Raw genomic sequence first — 20699 nt, 5'->3', positions numbered from 1 at the left:
CGACAGCATCGCCTTCCAGACCAACATTCTCGCGCTGAACGCCGCCGTCGAGGCCGCCCGCGCCGGTGAACAGGGCCGCGGCTTTGCCGTGGTGGCCAGCGAGGTGCGCGCCCTGGCGCAGCGCAGCGCGGCCTCCGCCAAGGAAATCCGCACGCTGATCGACGCTTCGGCACAGGCAACCGCCAAAGGCAACGAACAGGCCAGCAGCGCCAGCACCGCCACGCAGGATATCCTGGCCGGCATCCACCGCGTCACCGACATCATGGGCGAAATCAGCGCCGCCAACCGCGAGCAGACCACCGGCATCGAACAGATCAACACGGCGGTCACGCAGATGGACGACGTGACGCACCAGAACGCCAGCCTGGTCGAGGAATCCGCCGCGGCCGCGGCCAGCCTGCAGGAGCAGGCGCGCGCGCTGTCCGCGCTGGTGGGCACCTTCAAGCTGCCGGAAGATGCCGGTCAGGCCGCGCCCGCCGGGGTCGGCACGCCCCTGCTGCTGGGCTGAGCGCCGTCGTCGGGGGTGTCGTCGGACGTTTCCGCCGCGGCGACCGCCAGGCGCTGCACTTCGATGTCGGCGTGCATGGGTTCGAGCGCGGGCAGCTGTTTGTTGGCCTTGGCCGAGAGTTCGGCAAAACGCCCCACCTTGCCATACAGGCCCTGCTGTCCGGCCACCGCCGTGACGGCGCTGTTGTAGTGCGTGTTGACGGTATTGAGCGTGTTGCCCAGCTTTTGCAGGCGCTCGGCCACCAGCGCCACCTGGTTGTACAGGCCGCCCGCCATGTCGCTGAGCGCGCGGGTCTGCTCGTTGGCGCGCGCGATCATCCACAGGTTGGCCACCGTGCGCAAGATCGGCATGAGCGTGGTGTGCGACACCATGATGACGTTTTGCTGGTAGCCGTAGTCGAACAGGTCGCGGTTGTGCTTCATGGCCTCGATGTAGGCAGGCTCGATGGGCATGAACATGAGCACGAAGCTGGGGCTTTTCATGCCCACCAGATTGCTGTAATCCTTGCGCGCGAGGTCGTCGATGTGGTGGCGCACTGCCTGCACGTGGGCCGCCAGGGCGGCCTCGCGCTCGGCATCGGTCTGTGCCGCAATTGCACGGTCGTAATCGACCAGCGACACCTTGCTGTCGATGACCATGTGCTTGTCGTCGGGCAGCTTGACGACGAAATCGGGTTGGCGGCGGTTGCCGGTTTCGTCCTTGAAGCTCGCCTGGGCCTCGTAGTGGTCGCCCGCCACCAGGCCGGCCAGCTGCAGGCTGCGCTCGAGCTGCACTTCGCCCCAGTTGCCCGTGGTCTTTTTTTCGCCCTTCAGGGCCGTGGCCAGGGTATTGGCTTCGGCGCTCATCTTCAAGCCGATGTCCAGCACGCGGCGGATCTCGGCCCCCAGCTGCGTCTGGCCCCGCAAAGACGCGTCATGGACTTCGTTGACGCGCTTCTGGAAGCCCTCGATCTGCTCGCGAAAGGGCCGCAGCAGGCCATCAAGCGAGGCCTGGCTGCTTTGTGAAAACGCCTTGCCCTTTTCTTCCAGCACCTGATTGGCGAGGTTCTGGAATTCGGTGCGCATGGCCGCCTTGGACTGCTCGAACGCGCGCTTCAGCTCGTCGATGGCAGCCAGTTTTTCCTGGTGTACGGCCTTCAGCTCGGTGAGTTCCAGGTCGCGCGCCTGCGCCTGCGCGCGCGCCGCGTCCAGCGCCTGGCGCGCATCGGCCAGTTCCGTCTGCAAGGCCTGCGCCTGCCGCGCCAGCGCGGCCTGCAGGGTATCCAGGCGCACCCGCTCACGCTCGGCGCCATCCTTGGCGCTGCGCAGTTCGTGCGCGCGCTGCGCTTGATCGTCCAGCGCGCGCTGCAAGGCGTCCAGGCGCGCTTGCAGCTGCGCGGTACGCTCGGTCTGCTGGGCCAGGCCGGCCATGCTTTGGTTCAGCTCGGCGGCGCGCTGGGCCAGCACCTGGGCCTGCTGGGTGTGCTCGGCCAGCAGGCGCGCGTAGTCGGCCTCTTGCTGGGCGAGAGCCGCGGCGCTGCGTTCGAGCGCCGCGGCATGGGCCGCCTGACGCAGACGCATGGGCCACCAGGCCAGCAGCGCCCCCAGGCACGCCGCCAGCAGCAGCCCGATGAGAAATTCAGGAGTCAAGGACAACACGGTACGATCTCACACCTAAAACCGGCATGATCGCATATTGGCGGGCGTCCGGCCCGGCGGCCGGGATCTAAACGGAACGCAGCGACGAGCAGGCGCGCGCCGCCGGGCGCGCGGGCTGCGGCAGGCCGTTGACGTCGGTATCGACGAACAGCGGCACGACCGTGCGGACATGGCCGTACAGGCCATTGATGAGACGCTGGGCGCCTTCGGGCAGCGCGTGCGCCTGCTGCGACACCACGCCGATGCGGTACTGGATGCCTGACAGCAGGGGCCGCACCACGACCCCGTCGAGCAAGGCGCCCCGGATGGAGAAAGGATCGAGCAGCGCCACGCCCAGCCCGGCCCGCACCATGGACAGGGCCGTCTGCTGGCTGGCGACTTCGAGGTGCCGCCGCACGCCATTGGCCGTGGCCTGGATGAGACTGTTGATGAGGTAGTAGCGCATCCCGTAGCGGGTGAGCAGCGTGATGATGTCGGTGTCGCGCACGTCTTCGAGCTGCAGGGCGTCATGGCCCGCCAGGGGGTGCGCGGCGGGCAGCGCCAGCAGGCACGGCGCCTGGCCGCACCAGTGCACGTGCAAGCCTTCGGTGTCGATGGGCAGGTTGATGAGCGCGAAATCGGCCCGGCACGCCTGGATTTCCCGCTGGGTGGCTTCGTGGATGATTTCTTCGAGGATGAGCTTTTGCCGGAACACCGGGTTGAAGCGATCGATCTGTGCCAGGGCCTCAGGAAACAGGCCGTGGGCGAGATCGGTGGTGGCCAGCACGCGCAGGGGCCTGACCTGGCCGCTGCGCATGCCCAGCACCCGGGCGTCGAGCTGCTGGAGATCGGCCAGAACGCCGCGCACCTCTTGGTAGAATTCGCCGCCTGATTCGGTCAGCGTGATGGCCGGGCGGGTGCGCTCGAAGAGCACGAAACCCAGCTCGGCCTCGAGGTCGCTGATCTGGCGGCTGACCACGGGCTGAGAGCGCCCCAGCAAACGCCCGGCAGCGGTGACGCTGCCGGTGGTGACCACTGCATTGAACGCCTCAAGCTGGCGAATTTCCATGATGAACCTGCATCAAGCGGCGGAGAAACCGGCACACCGCTTGTAACAAAACGAATGATTTCATCATGTTAATGCGTGCGGCGCACCCCAAAGCAATGATCTAGCGTAGGAAAGGCTTCCTCTCGCACGGATTGCGCATAATCTCGCGCGGCATCGCGAATGACCTGCCCGGCATCGGCAAAACGGCGCGCAAATTTCGGGATGCGGTCGCCGCTGAGGCCCAGGATGTCTTCCGTGACGAGAATCTGGCCGTCACACGCGGGCGAGGCGCCGATGCCGATGGTGGGAATCGACAAGGCCGCCGTGATTTCGCGGGCGAGCGGCTCGCTGATGCCTTCGAGCACCACCCCGAAGGCGCCCGCCTGGGCATGCGCCCGGGCGTCTTCCAGGATGCGCCGGGCGGCCTCTTCGGTCATGCCCTGGGCCTTGAACCCGCCCATCGTGTTCATGTACTGCGGCATCAGGCCGACGTGCGCCAGCACCGGGATGCCGCGATCGACCAGGAAGCGCGTGGTCTCGGCCAGCGGCTGCCCGCCTTCGAGCTTGACCCCCGACACGCCGCTGCCGGCCATCATGGCGGCGGCGCTGGCAAAGGCCTGGGCCGGCGACTGCTGATAACTGCCAAACGGCATGTCCACGATGACGCAGGCGTTCTGCGTGGCCCGCACCACGGCGGCGGCATGGGCCGTCATGGTCTCGGCTGTGATCGACAACGTGTTGGGCAGGGCATACCCCACCATGGCGGTCGAATCGCCCACCAGGATCATGTCGAGCGATTCGTCGAGCAGGCGAGCAATAGGGGCAATATAGGCGGTGAGCGCGGCAATCTTGCGATTGCCCTTGAAGGACATCAGCTGGGGCACCGTGACGCGTTGCGCCTGGCTATGTACACTCATTGATCTACTCCGGAAAAATAATCATTGTCGGTCATTGTGGCCCAAGGCGGCCAACAGCACCACCCGCCGCGCCACGCCGCCGACCGTTTCAGCCAGGGCATCCAGGCCAAGACTCCACATAGATGGCCACATGGCGCCCCCACAGGAGATTTTCATGTCATCCAACCAACCTTATGTCACGTTTCACGACGGGCGTCGCGCCCCCCAACTGGGGCTGGGCACCTGGAAGCTGACCGACGGGGCTGCCATCCCCGCCATTCTGGCCGCCACCGAGGCCGGCTACCGCTCGATCGACACCGCCGCCATTTATCACAATGAAGCCGACGTGGGCCAGGGCATTCTCCAGTGCGGCATTCCGCGCGACAACCTGTTCGTCACCACCAAGCTCTGGAACGACCAGCACAGCATCGAAGCATCCAAGCTTGCCCTGCGCGAAAGCCTGGACAAATTGCAGCTGGACTACGTCGATCTATACCTCATCCACTGGCCCGTGCCCAAGGAAAACCACTACCTCGGCGCCTGGGACGGTCTCATCCAGCTGCGCGACGAGGGGCTGGCCAAGTCGATCGGCGTGTGCAATTTCGACATCGAGCACCTGCAAAAACTGCTCGACAAGACCGGCGTGCTGCCCGTGGTCAACCAGATCGAGCTGCACCCCTATTTCCAGCAGGCCGAATTGCGCGCCTACCACGCCGACCACGGCATCCAGACCGAAGCCTGGTCGCCGCTGGGGCAAGGCCAGGTGCTGCAAGACCCGGTGATCCTCGAACTGGCCCACCAGCTGCAGGCCAGCCCCGCGCAGGTGATTCTGCGCTGGCACATCCAGATGGGGCACATGGTCATCCCGAAATCGGCCCAGCCGCAACGCGTGCGCGACAACTTCAACCTCTGGAGCCTGCACCTGGACGACGACGCCATGGCGCGTATTGCAACCCTGGACAAGGCCGATGGCCGCATCGGCCCGGTGCCCGCCGAATTCGCCCTGATGTAGACCGGCAAGCACCAGCACGAATACCAGGCCCGAAACGAGACCGGCACAGAAACAGAACCGCGCCTGAATGTCGGCGCACGCAAACGGGGCCGCGCCTGGCTGGCGCGGCCCCGCTGCAAACCGGATTGCCGACCCGCAGCGGGGGCGGCCCCGGACACGCCGGAGCCGCCCCCACGGCACGTCAGTTCAGCAGTTGCCGGATGGCGTATTGCAGGATGCCGCCGTGGCGGTAGTAGGCCGCCTCGCTGGGGGTATCGATGCGCACCAGGGCGTCGAACTCGACATCACCCGCCTTGACGTGCACGGTGGTGGGCGTCTTGCCGTCGTTGAAGGCTTCGATGCCGGTGATTTCGAAGGTTTCCTTGCCCTTCAGACCCAGCGTACCGGCGTTTTGCCCTTCGGGGAACTGCAGGGGCAGCACGCCCATGCCGATCAGGTTGGAGCGGTGGATGCGCTCGTAGGATTCGGCGATGACCGCGCGCACGCCCAGCAGCACCGTGCCCTTGGCCGCCCAGTCGCGCGAAGAACCCGAGCCATATTCTTTGCCCGCCAGGATGACCAGCGGAATGCCGGCCTTCTGGTAGTTTTGCGAGGCGTCGAAGATGGTGGCCACGGGCGCGCCGTCTTGCGTGAAGTCGCGCGTCCAGCCGCCTTCGGTATCCGGGGCGATCTGGTTGCGCAGGCGCACGTTGGCGAAGGTGCCGCGAATCATGACCTCGTGGTTGCCCCGGCGCGAACCGTAGGAGTTGAAGTCTTTAGGCTGCACGCCCTGCGCCTGCAGGTACTTGGCCGCCGGGGAGTCTTTGGCGATGGAACCCGCCGGGCTGATGTGGTCGGTGGTGACGGAATCGCCCAGCTTGGCCAGCACCCGGGCGCCGCGGATGTCGTGCACGGGGTCGGGGTCGCGGCGCATGCCTTCGAAGTATGGCGGGTTGCGCACGTAGGTGGACGCGTCGTCCCAGTGGTACAGATTGCCCTCGGGCGTGGGCAGGTTGCGCCAGGCGTCGTTGCCCGCGAAGACGTCGGAATAGCCGCGCTTGTACATGTCGGCCGTGATGGACGACTGGATGACCGCCTGGATTTCGGCGCTGGTGGGCCAGATGTCGCGCAGATAGACGTCCTTGCCCTGTTGATCCTGCCCCAACGGCGTCTTGTAGAGGTCGAAGTCCATGGAGCCCGCCAGCGCGTAGGCGACCACCAGCGGCGGCGACATCAGGTAGTTCATTTTGACTTCGGAGTGGATGCGCCCTTCGAAGTTGCGGTTGCCCGACAGCACCGAGGTGACGGCGAGATCGTTGGCGCGCACGGCTTCGGAGACTTCGGGGATGAGCGGGCCCGAGTTGCCGATGCAGGTGGTGCAGCCATAACCCACCAGATTGAAGCCCAGGGCTTCGAGGTATTTCATGAGGTCGGCTTTCTCGTAGTAGTCGGTGACCACACGGGAGCCAGGCGCCAGCGACGTCTTGACCCAGGGCTTGCGGTGCAGGCCGCGTTCGACCGCTTTCTTGGCCAGCAGGCCGGCGGCCACCATGACCGCCGGGTTGGAGGTGTTGGTGCAGGACGTGATGGCGGCAATGGCCACGGCGCCGTGATCGATGGTGAAATCGACGTTGCCCTCGTTGAGGTGCACGTTGGCCGGGTTGGAGGTGGGCGCGCCCGGCAGGGCGGCCAGCGACTTGGCAAAGGACGGCTTGGACTCGGACAGCAGGATGCGGTCTTGCGGGCGCTTGGGGCCGGCGATGGACGGCACCACGGTGCCGAGGTCGAGTTCGAGGGTCTCGGAATACTGCGGCTCGTGATCCGGGTCGTGCCACAGGCCCTGGGCCTTGGCATAGGCCTCGACCAGCGCCACCTGCTCTTCGGGGCGGCCCGTGAAGCGCAGATAGCTGAGGGTTTCGTCGTCGATGGGGAAGATGGAGATGGTGGAGCCGTATTCCGGGCTCATGTTGCCGATGGTGGCGCGGTTGGCCAGCGGCACGGCGGCCACACCGGGGCCGTAGAATTCGACGAACTTGCCCACCACGCCATGCTTGCGCAGCATGTCGGTGATGGTGAGCACGAGGTCGGTGGCCGTGGTGCCCTCGGGCAGCGAGCCCGACAGCTTGAAGCCCACGACGCGCGGAATCAGCATGGAGATGGGCTGGCCCAGCATGGCGGCTTCGGCCTCGATGCCACCCACACCCCAGGCCACGACCCCCAGGCCGTTGACCATGGGCGTGTGCGAGTCGGTGCCCACACAGGTGTCGGGGTAGGCTTCGGTCTTGCCATCGACCTGGCGCGTGAAGACGCCGCGGGCCAGGTGTTCGAGGTTGACCTGGTGCACGATGCCGGTGCTGGGCGGCACGACGCGAAAGCCGTCAAAGGCGGTTTGCCCCCAACGCAGGAACTTGTAGCGTTCGACGTTGCGCTGGTATTCGATTTCGACGTTGCGGCGGTAGGAATCGTTGTGGCCGAAGTCGTCCACGATGACCGAGTGGTCGATGACCAGTTCGACGGGCGCCAGCGGGTTGATGCGGTCGGGCTTGCCGCCCAGGGCCTGCATGGCCTCGCGCATGGCGGCCAGATCGACCACGGCGGGCACGCCGGTGAAGTCTTGCAGAATGACGCGCGCGGGCGTAAAGGAGATTTCGCGGCTGGGCTGCGCGGTGGGATCCCAGGAGGCCAGGGCACGGATGTCGTCGGCCGAGACGTCGCCGCCGTCGTCTTCGGTGCGCAGCAGGTTTTCCAGCAGGATTTTCAGCCCGTACGGCAGCCGGGACGGATCGAGCCCATGGTTTTTCAGGGCATTCAGACTATAGATGTGGTAGGCCTTGCCCCCCACATCCAGGGTTGCACGTGCACCAAAACTATCGGGGTGAGCCATTGCATGTTCTCCTGGAATCAAGTAACCACACGCCGCCGGGCTTCGTCCCAAAGCCCATGCGACCTTATCCGATTTATCTTACACGCAATAGCGGCAGGGTCTCCAGCCAGCCATTCGCCAAACAGGGCTTTCCGCCGGGGGCCGGACGCCGACGTCCCGGCCCGGACAGTCTGATCGGCAGAATTGATGCATATCAAGATTGGGCCGCGAAAACGACCGGACGCCGCTCAGGGTTAAGCCGGAGATCACCCCAGGCACCGCCTACACTGAGCCATCGTTGATTCTTTCGGAGCCAAGACCATGGCATTTCCCGCATTTTTCAAGACCGCGCCGCGCATCACCCTGCACGACCCGCTCGCCCAACTGCTGGGCGCGTCCGACGACGGCACGATCGAATACGGCTACGAAGACGCCGTGCGTCTGGCAGGCCACTCGTGCCCGACGGTGGCGGGGGCCTGGCTGATGACAGTCAAGGCGCTGAAAGCCCTGTACCCTGATTCGCTGCCCGAACGCGGCAATGTGGTGGTCGAATTCGCCGACAGCGCCACCAATGGTGTCACGGGCGTCATCGCCAACGTCGTCAGCCTGGTCACGGGCTCGACCACCGATACCGGCTTCAAGGGCCTGGGCGGCCAGCACGACCGCCGCAACCTGCTGTATTTCCAGCACCCGGTGCCTGGTGAAATCAGCTTCACGCGGCGCGACACTGGCGCCAGCGTGGCGGTGTCGTACAGCGCGCAAGGCGTCCCGCCCGCCCCCACGGCCATGCCCCTGCTGCAAAAAATCATGTCGGGCCAGGCCAACGACAGCCAGAAGACCGAATTCGCCCAGCTCTGGCAAGACCGGGTACGCCGCATCCTCGAAGCCGCCAACCAGCCCGGCCTCGTCACCGTCACCGAGCGCCAGAAAGCCGCCTGATTTCCGCGCGCCGCAAGGCACGCAACCATAACAGCCTGACCGCGGTCACCCGTGCCAGGCTGTTTTCATCGCCAGGCTGTTTTCAGCCGTATCGTGCCTGTTTCACAGATGCCCGGCCGACACGCACACCCGCGCCGTGCCGCACGACAAGGCATCCGGCGGACGGGAACATCAGGCGGCGTTGTCCTGGCCCTCGACCGGGACGTCGCACACCGGGCAGCGCCGGTCGTGGCCCACAGCCCGATAGTAGGCGGACTTGTCCTGGTACATGGCGCGGTCGGCCTCTTTCATGGCCTGTTCCATCGCGCCCGGGTCGCGGCACACGGCCAGCCCCGCCGACACGCTCAGGCGCGTGCCGCTGTAATACTGGTTGTTCAGATCGACCAGCGTGCGGATGTTGTCCAGCGCCGCCTGGGCGGCGGCCTCGTCGGCCCCAGGCAGCAGCACCATGAACTCGTCGCCGCCGATGCGCGCCACCTGGCCGGGGCGGTCGATGGCCTTGTTGAGCACCTCGCCAAAACGGCGTAGCAGGTCGTCTCCGGCGGCATGACCGGTCTGGTCGTTGACGAACTTGAGATTGTTCAGGTCGAGCGAGATGAAGGCCACCAGGGGCACGCGGCGGCGGGCGAGCCGACCCAGCTCATCGACGAAGAAGGTGCGGTTCTTCAGCTGTGTGAGCACGTCGTGCTGGCCCAGATATTCGAGATAGGCTTCGGCCTTCTTGCGCGCCGTGATGTCGGTGAGTGACACCAGCACCATCGACCAGTCGTGCTCGCAGCCCTCGAAGATGGACAACTGCAGATGGATGTAGAGCAGATCCCCCTGCAGTGTGTGGTTCTGCACTTCTTTCTGGTGGAAGGTGCGGCCTTCCCAGAGTTCGATGAGCTGCTCGGCGAACGAGCGGCGCGCCTCGTCCCGGAAGACCTCGTTCAGGCGCGCCAGCAGTTCGGCCTGGGAAGGCGCCTTGAACATCTTGAGGGTGTAGCCGTTGACGTCCAGCACCCGGACTTCTTGCAGACAGCGTTCGACGAATTCAGGATGCACGTCGAGAAAGGTGCGGAAGTCGCTCACGCCACGCACGCGCAGCTCGTCGAACAGGGCCTTGATGGTGCTGAAGTCTTCTACCCAGAGCGACACCGGGGCCTGCTCGAAGAATTCGCGCGCGTCACGCGCGCTGTCCTGCGCCTGGCGGCGCACGTTTTGCAGCTCGGTGACGTTTTCCATGCTGACCAGCACGCGATCCCAGGGCCGCCGGGCGTCGGCCAGCACCACCGCTTTCAAGGACAGGTCGAGCCGCTTGCCAGAGAGGCTGTAATTGGCCGTCAGGCTGCTGAAGCCGCGCTTGCCCAGCCACAGCTCATTGATTTCGGCGGCAAACCCGGCGAGCATGTCGTCGCGAAAGACAGCGGGCAGATTGGCCATGAGCGCGTCTTGAGACGGCGCTTCGTACAGGGCCAGCGCCTGGCGGTTGACGCGTAGAATGCGGATCAGGCTGGCGCAATGCGTCAACTGCCCCGGGTTTTGCCGCAGCCACGCAGCAAGGTCGCGCACGCCGGCCGCCCGCAGGCTTTCGCAAAAATCATACAGCGCGCTGTAGTCTTCCAGCCAGAACGCCATGGGCGAGGCATCGAACAGGTCGGGCAGACCGAGCACCTGGCTCGTCTGGGGATCATCGGCTTCTATCATCTGGCTCTCGAAAATTGTCCGGTTCGGTCTTCGTGCTACCGTACACGCAAGGCAGGCCCTGGAGCCAGACTAGCAGAAACACCTATAGACACGAAATAGTATAAAACCTTGTCGATAAAGAATATGTTCTGCCTGGTGCGCCATCCCGTCCCAGCCAGTTCACAATGGCTGCACAAGTCGTTCAGGTGGCCATCCAGGCACACCATCCGGGCACACGGTGCCCGCAAGCCTGACCAGCACCCACCTGTCTCGCGCGGCACACCAGCCAGCCCTGGGCTCATCAGCGGCACCCGCAGGCATTCATACTCGCGCCGAACGCCTGGACAACGATAATCAGTCATCAGGATGGAGACTCTCTTGAACACCCCTGACCACACCCCCTTGCAGCGCCCCGAAGACGAACGCCTGGGCCTGCCCGCCAACGTCATGTACGGCTTCCAGCACGTGCTGACCATGTACGGCGGCATCATCGCCGTGCCGCTCATCGTCGGCCAGGCCGCCGGCCTGGGCCCCGCGGAAATCGGCATCCTGATCGCCTCCTGCCTGTTCATGGGCGGCCTGGCCACCCTGGTGCAGACGCTGGGTATCCCCTTCTTCGGCTGCCAGCTGCCGCTGGTGCAAGGGGTCTCCTTTGCCAGCGTGGCCACGATCCTGGCCATCCTCAGCTCGGGCGGCAGCCTGCCCTCGGTGTTCGGCGCCGTCATGATGGCCTCGCTCATCGGCCTGCTGATCACGCCGGTCTTTTCGAAGGTCATCCGCTTCTTCCCGCCGCTGGTCACGGGCTCGGTCATCACCACCATCGGCCTGTCGCTCATGCCAGTAGCGGCCCACTGGGCCATGGGCGGCAACGCCAAGGCGCCGGACTTCGGCAGCACCGCCAACATCGGCCTGGCCGCCATCACCCTGATCATCGTGCTGCTGCTCAGCAAGCTGGGCAATGCCACCATCTCGCGCCTGTCCATCCTGCTGGCCATGGTGCTGGGCACGATCATCGCCTGGGCCGTGGGCATGACCGACTTCTCCCGCGTGGGCGATGGCCCCACCTTCGCCCTGCCCACCCTCTTTCACTTCGGCCTGCCCGAGTTCAATCCGGCGGCCATCCTGTCGATGTTCATCGTCATCCTGGTGGTGCTGGTCGAAACCTCGGCCGACATCCTGGCCGTGGGTGACATCATCAAGACGCCGATTGATTCGCGCCGCCTGGGTGACGGGCTGCGCGCCGACATGGTTTCCAGCGTCGTGGCGCCGATCTTCGGTTCGTTCACGCAAAGCGCCTTTGCGCAGAACGTGGGCCTGGTGGCGGTGACCGGGGTGAAAAGCCGCTTCGTGGTGGCCACCAGCGGCATCATCCTGCTGACGCTCGGGCTGCTGCCAGTGATGGGCCGCGTGATTGCCGCCGTACCCACCGCCGTGCTGGGCGGCGCCGGCGTGGTGCTGTTCGGCACCGTGGCGGCCAGCGGCATCCGCACGCTGGCCAAGGTGAACTACGAAAACAACATGAACCTCATCATCGTGGCGACCTCGGTGGGCTTTGGCATGATCCCCATTGCCGCCCCCGCGTTCTATCACCACTTCCCGTCCTGGGTGGCCACCATTTTCCACTCGGGCATCAGCTCGGCTGCCATCATGGCCATCCTGCTGAACCTGCTCTTCAACCACATCAAGGCGGGCAACCCGGACGAGCCCTCGGTCTTTGCCGCCGCGGGCAGCACCCGTCAGGCCGACCCCAGCTCGTCGGCCGAGCAGACCAACACCCCCATCAAGAGCCTGGCACACTGAAGCCACGCACGGACGCCGCGCCCGCCCGCGGACGCAGCCCCTTGAAAGCCCTGCCCAGGGGCTTTCGGCGTCTTGGGCGCTACGCCGTGCCCAAGGCTGACGCACACCACCGACAGGTGGAATGATCGCGGCACGCCCTGTGTGTCACACCGGGCATACCTGGTCACAAAACCGGGGCGCCGACCGACACGGCAACCCACCAGGGCCCGGGCGCCGATGCTATGCTGCTGCCTCTGCACCTTACGCCGCTGCTTCGCGCCCTCGCCCCGATGGAACACCTGAACACCACCCTTTTCCTGTGGATCAATGCCAGCAACCCGGGCGCCTTCGCCGTGCTGGCGGGCCGTCTGCTGGCCAACAGCCTGGTCTACGCGTTTCCGCTTTACGTGGTGCTCAACTGGTTGCGCGCCGACGCCGCCGGGCGCGAGGCCCTGCTGCAGGCGGTCTGCAGCGCCGTCATCGCCATGGTGCTGTCCTGGGCAATCGCCAAAGCCTGGTTTCATCCACGCCCCTTTGCCATAGGCATCGGCCACCAGTACACGCCGCACAAACCCACCGCCTCGTTTCCCAGCAACCACCTGAGCTTCATCTGGGCGCTGTGCGCCGGGCTGTGGCTGCATCCGGCGCGGCGTCGGGCCGCCCTGATCCTGGGCCTGCTGGGCCTGCCCGTGGCCTGGGCGCGCATCTATCTGGGCGTGCACTGGCCGCTGGACATGATCGGGGCGCTGGCCACCGGCATCGTGGCGGCGGCCATCAGCCTGCCGCTGCGGGCGCGGGTCGTCCCCGGCCTGCGCCGGGTGATCGAACCCCTTTACCGCTTGATCTGCGCCTGGCCGATCCGCAAAGGCTGGTTTCTGGCCTGACCGGCAGGGCTACATGCCCAGATACGCGGCGCGCACCTGCTCGTTACTGATCATTTCCTGCCCCGTGCCCGAGAGCACGATGTTGCCGGTTTCGAGCACGTAGGCGCGGTCGGCGATGCCCAGGGCGGCAAAGGCGTTTTGCTCGACCAGCAAGATGGTGATGCCCTGCGCCTTGAGCGTGCGGATGACGTTGAAGACTTCTTCGACCAGCAGGGGCGCCAGCCCCATGGACGGCTCGTCGAGCAGCAGCAGACGCGGGCGCCCCATGAGCGCGCGGCTGATGGCCAGCATCTGCTGCTGGCCACCCGACAGGGTGCCCGCGGGCAACAGGCGCTTTTCCTGCAGCACCGGGAACATGGCGTAGACGCGTTCGAGGTCTTCATCGACCTGCCCCGCGGGGCGCAGATAGGCCCCCAGGCGCAGATTGTCTTCGATGGACAGCGGCCCGAAGACCTGGCGCCCTTCGGGGCTGTGGCAGATGCCGGCGCGCACGCGGCGGTCGGCGCGCACGCGGGCCAGATCGCGCCCGGCAAAGCGGATGGCGCCGCCGCTCATGGGCTGGATGCCCGAGACGGTGCGCAGAAACGTGGTCTTGCCCGCGCCGTTGGCACCCACCAGCGCCACGAGTTCGCCCTTGTATACGTCGAGATCGATGCCCTTGAGCGCCTGGATGCGGCCATAGCTGGACGTCAGGCCGCGCACCTGCAGCAGGGGCTCTGGCGCGGTGCGCGCGGCATCGAGATGCTGGAACCCCCCCGCGCTGCGCCCGCCCAGGCCGATGGAATCGGGGGCCAGCGACACGATGCGGTGATAGAGTTCGCGGTATTCGGCCCGCGCCCGGTCGCCGAACAAAGGGTCGGTGTGGTCGCCGAAGGCCGCCGTGATGCGATCCCAGTCTTCGGGCAGCAGCACGGTGCGCGCCGGGGCGATGATTTCTTTTTCTTCGGTGCGCACGTGCAGCTTCAAGGCGCTGGCATAGCCGCGCAGGCCCTCGATGAAGGCCGCATTGCCCACCAGCGCGGCATTGCCCTGCCCCAGAAAGCCAGCCAGCGCCCGCAGGTGCTGCGGCCCCTCGCGGTGCTCGGCCTCGAGGCGCTCGATGACGGCGGCGGCGTCGGGGCTGCGCTCGCGCATGGCCGGAAACAGGAAGCCGTCTTCCTTGGCGTGGTGGCAGCCGTCCATGAATTCGCGGATGTAATCGAACAAGGCCGTGAAGAAGGCCTCGTCCACCGTCTGGCCCGCTTCGAGCTCGTTGGCGACCGCATCGATGGTGATGGCGATGCGCCACAGGTTGCGGTGTTCTTCTTGAATGATGTCCAGTGCGTGCATGACGGGCTCCTATGCGTGGCCGCCCAGATAGGCGGCGATGACGTCGGGGTTGCGCCGCACCTCGGGGCCGGTGCCTTCGGCCAGGCGTTTGCCGTAATCCAGCACCAGAATGCGATCGGACAGATTCATCACCATCTTCATGTCGTGTTCCACCAGCACCACCGTGATGCCGGTGTCGGCGATGCGCCGCACCAGCTGATCGACTTCTTGTGTTTCTTTGGGGTTGAGGCCCGCGGCGGGCTCGTCCAGGAACAGCAGGCGCGGCTGCATGGCCAGCGCCCGGGCGATTTCCAGCCGCTTGAGCGCCCCGTAAGGCATGCTGTCGGCGCGCGCATGGACGTAGGCATCGAGCCCGACGAAGCGCATCAGTTCGGCGGCCCGTTCGCGCAACGCGGCATCGCCGCGGCGGATGGACGGCAGGCGCAGCAGGGCCTTGAACAGGCTGCGGTCGAGGTGCAGGTGCGCGCCCACCATGACGTTTTCGAGCGCGCTCATGTTCATCCACACCTGCAGGTTCTGGAAGGTGCGCGCCACGCCGTAGCCCGCCAGGCGGCTGGGGTCGCAGCCCTGGATCTCCCGGCCGTCCAGGCGGATGCGCCCGGACTCGGGCTGGTACACGCCGGTGACCAGATTGAACAGCGTGGTCTTGCCCGCCCCGTTGGGGCCGATGACGGAATAGACGATGCCTTGATCGACCGTGAAACTGACGTCTTGCACGGCCCGCACGTTGCCGAAACGCACCGAGAGGTTTTCAACTTCAAGCAGGGCCATGGTCAGTCTTCCCGGGAAAAGCGTGCGGCCAGCGAAGGCACCAGGCCGCGCGGCAGAAAAATCATGCAGGCCATCAAGATAGCGCCGAAGACCACGATCTCCCAGCCCTCGAAGGTGGCCAGCGCCTGCGGCAGCGCCGTGAGCAGGACGGCCCCCAGGATGGAGCCGAACACCGAGGCCATGCCGCCCACCACCACCATGGTGATGAGTTCGATGGAGTGAAAGAAGTTGGCCACCTCGGGGGTAACGAAGCCGACGTAGTGCGCCAGCACACTGCCCATGATGCTGGCCACCACCGCCGAGAGGACAAAGACCGCCGCCTTGTAGCGCGGGACGTCGATGCCGACCACGCGCGAGGCCGTCTCGGAGCCGTGCAGGCCGCGCAGCGCCCGCCCGAAGGGCGAGTCGATGAGGTTGAGCGCCCCCCAGGTGGTGAGCAGCAGCAAGACCGCCACGACCCAATACCACTGCTGGTCGCGCATCAGGTCGATGCCAAACAGCGACATGGATTCGACCGGCATGCCGTCGGGCCCGCCGGTATAGGTGGCCTCGTTGCGGATGACAATGTTGATGATGATGCCCAGCCCCAGGGTGGCCATGGCCAGGTAGTGCCCCTTGAGCTTGAGGATGGGGCGCGCCACGACCAGGGCCAGCAGGCCCGAGGCCACGGCCCCGGCCACCAGGGCGGCCAGGGGATGCCAGGCGAAGTGCGTGGGCAGGATGGCCGAGGCATAGGCCCCGATGCCCACGAAGCCCGCGTGGCCCAGGCTGATCTGCCCGGCGTAGCCCACCAGCAGATTGAGGCCGATGACGATGACGGCGTTGATGCCCATGCGGATGACGATGTCCAGGTAGTAGCTGTTGGGCACCACGAAAGGCAGGATGCAGAGGATGATGGCCAGGATGAGCAGGCCCAGCAGGGATTGTTTGCGCATGATGATCACACCCGATCCGTGGAACGGCCGCCCAGCAGCCCTCTGGGCATGAAGACCAGCACCAGCAAAATGAGTACGAAGGGAATGGCGTCTTTATAGGCCGAAGAAATATAGCCCGCCCCCATGGATTCGAGCACCCCCAGCAGCAGACCACCCACGACGGCCCCCAGGCCGTTGCCCAGCCCGCCCAGCACGGCGGCCACGAAGCCCTTGAGCCCGAGCATGATGCCCACGTCATACGAGGTGAGCGTGATGGGCGCGATAAGGATGCCCCCCAGGGCCCCCAGGCCGGCGGCCAGCGCGAAACTGAGCAGCAGCGTCCAGCCCGTGCTGATGCCCACCAGCTGCGCGGCCACGCTGTTGTAGGCCGTGGCCAGCATGGCCTTGCCCGCCAGGGTGCGGCTGAAGAAGTACCAGAGCCCCACCACGGCCAGGGCGGTGACGCCAAAGACCCACAGGCTTTGTGGCAGCAGCATGGCCCCGAGGATGAACAGGGGGTCGTGGTCGGAGAACGGCGGCAGGCTGTGCGCGTTCTTGCCGAACAGCACCTGGGCAAGCCCGCGGATCACCAGCGACGCGCCGATGGTGATGATGATGAGGGTGACGGTTTCGGCGTCCTTGACGGGTTCGATGGCCAGCTTTTCGAGCAGCACCCCGACGACGGCGGGCACCAGCACCGCCAGCAAGAAGGCCGGAGCCCAGTGCAGGCCCGCCTGGGTGAAGAACACGGCCAGCATGCCGCCCAGCATGACGAACTCGCCCTGGGCAAAGTTGATGACGTTGCTGGCGTTGTAGATGAGGTTGAAGCCCAGCGCCACCAGCGCATAGGTGGCACCCACCGTCAGCCCGGAAAAGAGGAACTGCAGAAACTCGGCTTGCACGGTTTGTCTCCTGTAGGCAGCCTGTCTGGCATTGGCTGGCGCCCCGGCCTGCGGGGCGCGCCCATGCTCATTGTCGATGATTCATGCACCACGAGTGTGGACTCGAAGGTTGTAGCATGTTTTCAATTACTAATAAGATAGTGGACTGGGCCGGACTCAGCAATAGGAACTTGCGTTTTCCAGACGTGTATCCGGGAAAACGATCATCCAGCCATGGGATGATCCGATGGGTTCATCAGCCCCGCTTCTGCCGCTCTCCTTGGCAGACCCGATACATGAAAATTTATATTTTCAGTATAAAAGTATCGGGACAGGCATCGGCAGGACGTCCCCGAAGCCCCGGCCAGCAGCCAGCAGCCCGCACATCGCGCCCGCGCGGCCACGCCCCTGGTGGCACGCCGCAGCGGCTACAGCGGCAGGACGGAGAGCGGGTCGTCCACCGGAAAGCGTTCGAAGCCGTCGGCCTGCGCGGCGGGCACCGAGCCGTCCGCCAGGCGCATGACGGCGTCCAGGTGCCATTCTGAAGGTTCTTCGAGCCGCCGGTAGAGCTCGCGGCACGACAGCCGTGCCGCCTGGCCAGACCAGCCTGTGGGCAGCAGCACCTCGGGCAGGCCGGGGTCGCGCAGCAGCAGGCGCCGGTAATCGTGGATGAGCAGCACCCGCAGCAAGAAAGCTTCTTGTGGTTCGATGCGCGCCGAACGGTGGTGCCGCAGCTCGGCGAGGATGGGTTGGTATTCGGCGACGAAGCCGGCGTAGGCCTCGGCCAGCCGGTCGAGGTTCCAGGCGCGCTCGACCAGATCGGCGTCCGAGGCGCTGCGCGCCGTGCGGGAATCGGCCGCCAGCAGGGGCAGCAGGCTGCCCAGCAGGCCTTGCAGGCCCTCGGCCGCCAAGGCGTCGAAGACGGTTTCGAGCCCGGTGGACGGGTGCACGAAGCAATCGCCACCCAGCGAGCCGAAACCCTGCCAGGCCAGGGCCTGGCGCAGATGTTCGCGCTCGCGGGGGCTGAGTTCGCCCACCACGAGGATCAGGCGCCAGCGCCGATCCCAGAGCGGCGCATGCGAGGCATAGATGTGCCGCGAGGCTTCTTCGAAACGCAGCTGCCCCGCCGCGGTGAGGACGTAATCGGCGCGCCGCCCATGGGCGTCGGCCCGCAGCCACTGTTCTTTGGCCAGGCGAAAGACCGATGTGCGCACCAGCCGTTCGCTCAGGCCCAGGGGTTCGAGCAGTTGAATGAGGCTGCCCAGCCAGATGCGTCCGCCGCGCGGCAGGACGGCATCGCCGAACACGGTGGTGATGAGCGACCCCGCCCGCACCCGCTGCTGCTGGCGAAATCGGTCGAGGCGATGCTGGATGGCTGGAATCACGGCACACAACTGCCGCGTTGCAGCAGACAAAAGGGATCAGGAGGACGGGCGGCCCTGCGCGCGTACGTTTTGCACGGCGAAAAAGCCTTCTTTATGGATGAACTCATCACGCGCCCCCAGGGATTTGACGCTGGCCACACAGGAATCGACAAACTCGGGGCTGCCCGCGATGAATACACTGTGCGCGGACAGGTCGGAGTACATGCCAGGCAGGAGGGTGTTGACACGCCCCTGCAGGCAGCCCTCTCGCTGTTCGCGCGTGAGCGTTATTTTATAGTCGAAATTGCGGTGCTTGGTGCGCCACCAGCCCATGATGCCCTGGCCATAGACGTCGGCCCAGGTGCGCGCCGAGAAGATGAGATCGACCCGCTTGCGATAGCCGCGCTGCAAGGCGGCCTCGGCCAGGTCGAGGATGGGGGCCAGCCCGGTGCCCGCCGCCAGGCACAGCACCGGCGTATCGGCGGCCAGGTCGCCAATGAAGGTGCCATAGGCGCCGTTGACCTTGAGGCTGTCGCCCAGCTGCACCGTGTCATGCATCCAGGCGCTGGTGACGCCGTCGTCGGCGCGGGCGATCTGCAGCGTGATTTCGCCATCGTGGCGCGGCGCGTTGGCAATGGAATAGGCCCGCCGGGGGATGCCGGCACGCTCGTCGCCCAGGGTGACGTACTGGCCCGGCCAGTAGCGGATGGGCTTGCCCACCGGGCGCAGGCGCACCTCGATGGTGCGCGGGGTGAGTTCGCGGCGGTCGATGAGCACGTACAGGGCGCCCTCGCGCGGCGGAAACAGTTTGGGGCGAGCATCGGCGTCGCCCCATTCGATGACCATTTCTTCGGAAATGGCCTTGGCCATGCACATGAGCCCGTAGCCATGGCGACGCTCTTCGGCGGACAAGGCCATGTCGAGCACCATACCCTGGTCGTACTGCCCCGAGAGCACCTTGACCTTGCATTCTCCGCACGCCCCTGCCCGGCAATTGTTGGGCAAGGCGTAGCCCGCCTTTTCGAGCGCCATCAGGGCGGTGTCGCTTTCCTTCCATTCGACCGTCTTGCCGGAGGGTTCAATCGTGATGCGTGCCATAGTGATCTCTTGTGGATTTGCAAGGGGCCCATCCTGTGGATTGACGGGCCCCGGGTGTTACAGGTGGCTGGCGGGACGCGGTCAGAAGACCGGGATGATGTCCTGCATATCGACGTCGGAGACCTCGTGCCCGGTGATGCCTACCTCGGGGATGGCCGGGAACGGGATGTCATAGCGGTCGAGCACCCCCTTCAGGTTGATCATGGCATTGCGCCAGTTTTCTTTCTTGGCCTCGTAGGACGGCACCCCGAAGCCGGCGTTGCGGGCGATTTCCTCGCCCTCACGCTGGTTGGCGATGAAGTCGTCGGGCAGATCCCAGAATTCCATCGGGGGCTCGAACAGCACGGCGGACAGGAACAGGTAGCCCGCGCGGATCTGTTTGGTGACGATGGCTTTGTGTTCTTCGCTGATGCCCGGGTAGTCGCGTTCCATCACGGCCATACAGATGGCCATGTGGCGGCCCTCGTCGCGACCGATGTTCTTGAAGGCTTCTTTGAAGACCGGTTCGCGGCTGTTCTCGTACATCTGCTTGAAGATGGTGGCCGCCGCGATCTCGCCCATGAGGAAAGAGCTGAACAGCACGGCCAGGTCGTACTTGGGCACGGCACCCTTGTAGCCGTTCCAGTAGCGCGCGCCATTGAAATACAGCCACTTGGCGTTTTTCTGCAGCCGACGACCGATATCGGTCTTGGGCTCGTAGGTGATGGGATCGGGGTGGCCGAGCAGTTTGGTGATGGACAGCCCGCACATGATTTCGTGGTTCTGTTCGTCGCTGGTGACCGAGAAGAAGCACTTGCGCACGGGGTCTTCTTCGTGCACTTCGTAGGTCTTGATGAGGGCTTCGGCAAACACCGGAGGGGCCGATGCGTCGAAGACCGACAGCAGCGTCCACCAGTAGGCGATGGATTCGCGCTCTTCCCAGGTGTAGCTTTCGACGTCCAGCGAATCCCAGGGCAGCTTTTCGGGCTCCCAGTATTCGCGCAGGGACGCTTCCCAGACTTCCTGCAATTTCTGTGTCTTGCGTTCCCAGGACAGGGGGTAGACGTTGGGTTGTTCGATTTCAGGCGGAAATTCCATCTTGTCCGCGAAACGTTCTTTGCTGGACATGCGTGTCTCCTTCAGGGGTGGGCAGCGCAACGAGGGTGATCGATGG

General features: G+C 65.6%; 17 protein-coding genes and 1 pseudogene. 5 read left to right on the top strand and 13 right to left on the bottom strand.

Annotated features, from left to right (window positions below; all coding sequences use genetic code 11):
- Nucleotides 1-508 (top strand): methyl-accepting chemotaxis protein (locus CCA01S_RS10545; RefSeq protein WP_232305071.1); only part of this gene is annotated, 508 nt, incomplete at its 5' end.
- Here the strand turns inward: CCA01S_RS10545 and CCA01S_RS10540 are convergent.
- From CCA01S_RS10540 to panB, 3 genes are all read right to left on the bottom strand, one after another.
- The gene (locus CCA01S_RS10540; protein ID WP_232305069.1) at nucleotides 463-2142 is read right to left on the bottom strand and encodes a DNA recombination protein RmuC; all 1680 of its coding nucleotides are present in this window, start codon (nucleotides 2140-2142) and stop codon (nucleotides 463-465) included. The genes CCA01S_RS10545 and CCA01S_RS10540 overlap by 46 nt on opposite strands.
- Before the next feature lie 70 nt (nucleotides 2143-2212).
- Nucleotides 2213-3193, bottom strand: coding sequence for a LysR family transcriptional regulator (locus CCA01S_RS10535; protein WP_066458059.1), 981 nt, complete (start codon nucleotides 3191-3193; stop codon nucleotides 2213-2215).
- A gap of 68 nt (nucleotides 3194-3261) precedes the next feature.
- On the bottom strand, nucleotides 3262-4089 hold the full coding sequence (gene panB, locus CCA01S_RS10530) for a 3-methyl-2-oxobutanoate hydroxymethyltransferase (RefSeq protein WP_066458056.1): 828 nt from the start codon (nucleotides 4087-4089) through the stop codon (nucleotides 3262-3264).
- 154 nt (nucleotides 4090-4243) lie between these two features.
- Here panB and CCA01S_RS10525 point away from each other — a divergent pair, with 154 nt between their 5' ends.
- Nucleotides 4244-5080 carry an aldo/keto reductase gene (locus CCA01S_RS10525; RefSeq protein WP_066458055.1) on the top strand — a complete coding sequence of 279 codons (837 nt, stop codon included), beginning with the start codon at nucleotides 4244-4246 and terminating at the stop codon, nucleotides 5078-5080.
- A 181-nt stretch (nucleotides 5081-5261) separates the two neighbouring features.
- Here CCA01S_RS10525 and acnA read toward each other — a convergent pair whose 3' ends face one another.
- Nucleotides 5262-7943, bottom strand: a complete 2682-nt coding sequence (acnA, locus tag CCA01S_RS10520) for an aconitate hydratase AcnA (protein WP_066458053.1) — start codon at nucleotides 7941-7943, stop codon at nucleotides 5262-5264.
- Nucleotides 7944-8243: 300 nt separating this feature from the next.
- Between acnA and CCA01S_RS10515 the strand changes: the two genes are divergently transcribed.
- Nucleotides 8244-8861: an FmdE family protein gene (locus tag CCA01S_RS10515; protein WP_066458050.1), complete on the top strand. Its 618-nt coding sequence runs from the start codon at nucleotides 8244-8246 to the stop codon at nucleotides 8859-8861.
- A 171-nt stretch (nucleotides 8862-9032) separates the two neighbouring features.
- Here CCA01S_RS10515 and CCA01S_RS10510 read toward each other — a convergent pair whose 3' ends face one another.
- On the bottom strand, nucleotides 9033-10547 hold the full coding sequence (locus CCA01S_RS10510) for a sensor domain-containing diguanylate cyclase (RefSeq protein ID WP_066458047.1): 1515 nt from the start codon (nucleotides 10545-10547) through the stop codon (nucleotides 9033-9035).
- Between the two features lie 357 nt (nucleotides 10548-10904).
- On the opposite strand from CCA01S_RS10510, the gene CCA01S_RS10505 reads away from it, so the two are divergent.
- Nucleotides 10905-12326 (top strand): nucleobase:cation symporter-2 family protein, encoded by a 1422-nt coding sequence (locus CCA01S_RS10505; protein WP_232305068.1) that lies wholly within the window; start codon nucleotides 10905-10907, stop codon nucleotides 12324-12326.
- 221 nt (nucleotides 12327-12547) lie between these two features.
- Nucleotides 12548-13189: a phosphatase PAP2 family protein gene (locus tag CCA01S_RS10500; protein WP_066458044.1), complete on the top strand. Its 642-nt coding sequence runs from the start codon at nucleotides 12548-12550 to the stop codon at nucleotides 13187-13189.
- A gap of 9 nt (nucleotides 13190-13198) precedes the next feature.
- Here CCA01S_RS10500 and CCA01S_RS16090 read toward each other — a convergent pair whose 3' ends face one another.
- From CCA01S_RS16090 to CCA01S_RS10465, 8 genes and pseudogenes are all read right to left on the bottom strand, one after another.
- Nucleotides 13199-13900 carry an ABC transporter ATP-binding protein gene (locus CCA01S_RS16090; RefSeq protein ID WP_066458089.1) on the bottom strand — a complete coding sequence of 234 codons (702 nt, stop codon included), beginning with the start codon at nucleotides 13898-13900 and terminating at the stop codon, nucleotides 13199-13201.
- Between the two features lie 228 nt (nucleotides 13901-14128).
- Nucleotides 14129-14518 (bottom strand): annotated as a pseudogene (locus CCA01S_RS16085) (hemerythrin domain-containing protein); the annotation flags it as partial.
- 9 nt (nucleotides 14519-14527) lie between these two features.
- A complete protein-coding gene (locus CCA01S_RS10490; protein WP_066458042.1) occupies nucleotides 14528-15289 on the bottom strand; it encodes an ABC transporter ATP-binding protein in 762 nt (253 codons plus the stop codon).
- A gap of 2 nt (nucleotides 15290-15291) precedes the next feature.
- Nucleotides 15292-16224, bottom strand: coding sequence for a branched-chain amino acid ABC transporter permease (locus tag CCA01S_RS10485; protein ID WP_066458087.1), 933 nt, complete (start codon nucleotides 16222-16224; stop codon nucleotides 15292-15294).
- Between the two features lie 5 nt (nucleotides 16225-16229).
- Nucleotides 16230-17105, bottom strand: a complete 876-nt coding sequence (locus CCA01S_RS10480) for a branched-chain amino acid ABC transporter permease (RefSeq protein ID WP_066458039.1) — start codon at nucleotides 17103-17105, stop codon at nucleotides 16230-16232.
- Nucleotides 17106-17512: 407 nt separating this feature from the next.
- Complete coding sequence (gene paaX, locus CCA01S_RS10475; protein ID WP_180984160.1) at nucleotides 17513-18469, bottom strand: phenylacetic acid degradation operon negative regulatory protein PaaX; 957 nt, start codon at nucleotides 18467-18469, stop codon at nucleotides 17513-17515.
- Between the two features lie 36 nt (nucleotides 18470-18505).
- Complete coding sequence (locus CCA01S_RS10470; protein WP_066458036.1) at nucleotides 18506-19546, bottom strand: 2Fe-2S iron-sulfur cluster-binding protein; 1041 nt, start codon at nucleotides 19544-19546, stop codon at nucleotides 18506-18508.
- Between the two features lie 81 nt (nucleotides 19547-19627).
- Nucleotides 19628-20653, bottom strand: a complete 1026-nt coding sequence (locus CCA01S_RS10465) for a diiron oxygenase (protein WP_066458033.1) — start codon at nucleotides 20651-20653, stop codon at nucleotides 19628-19630.
- Between the last annotated feature and the right edge of the window lie 46 nt (nucleotides 20654-20699).

Origin of the sequence: Castellaniella caeni NBRC 101664 (assembly GCF_001592225.1) — a bacterium.
Lineage (GTDB): Bacteria > Pseudomonadota > Gammaproteobacteria > Burkholderiales > Burkholderiaceae_B > Castellaniella > Castellaniella caeni.
This window is presented reverse-complemented; position numbering and strand designations above follow the sequence as displayed.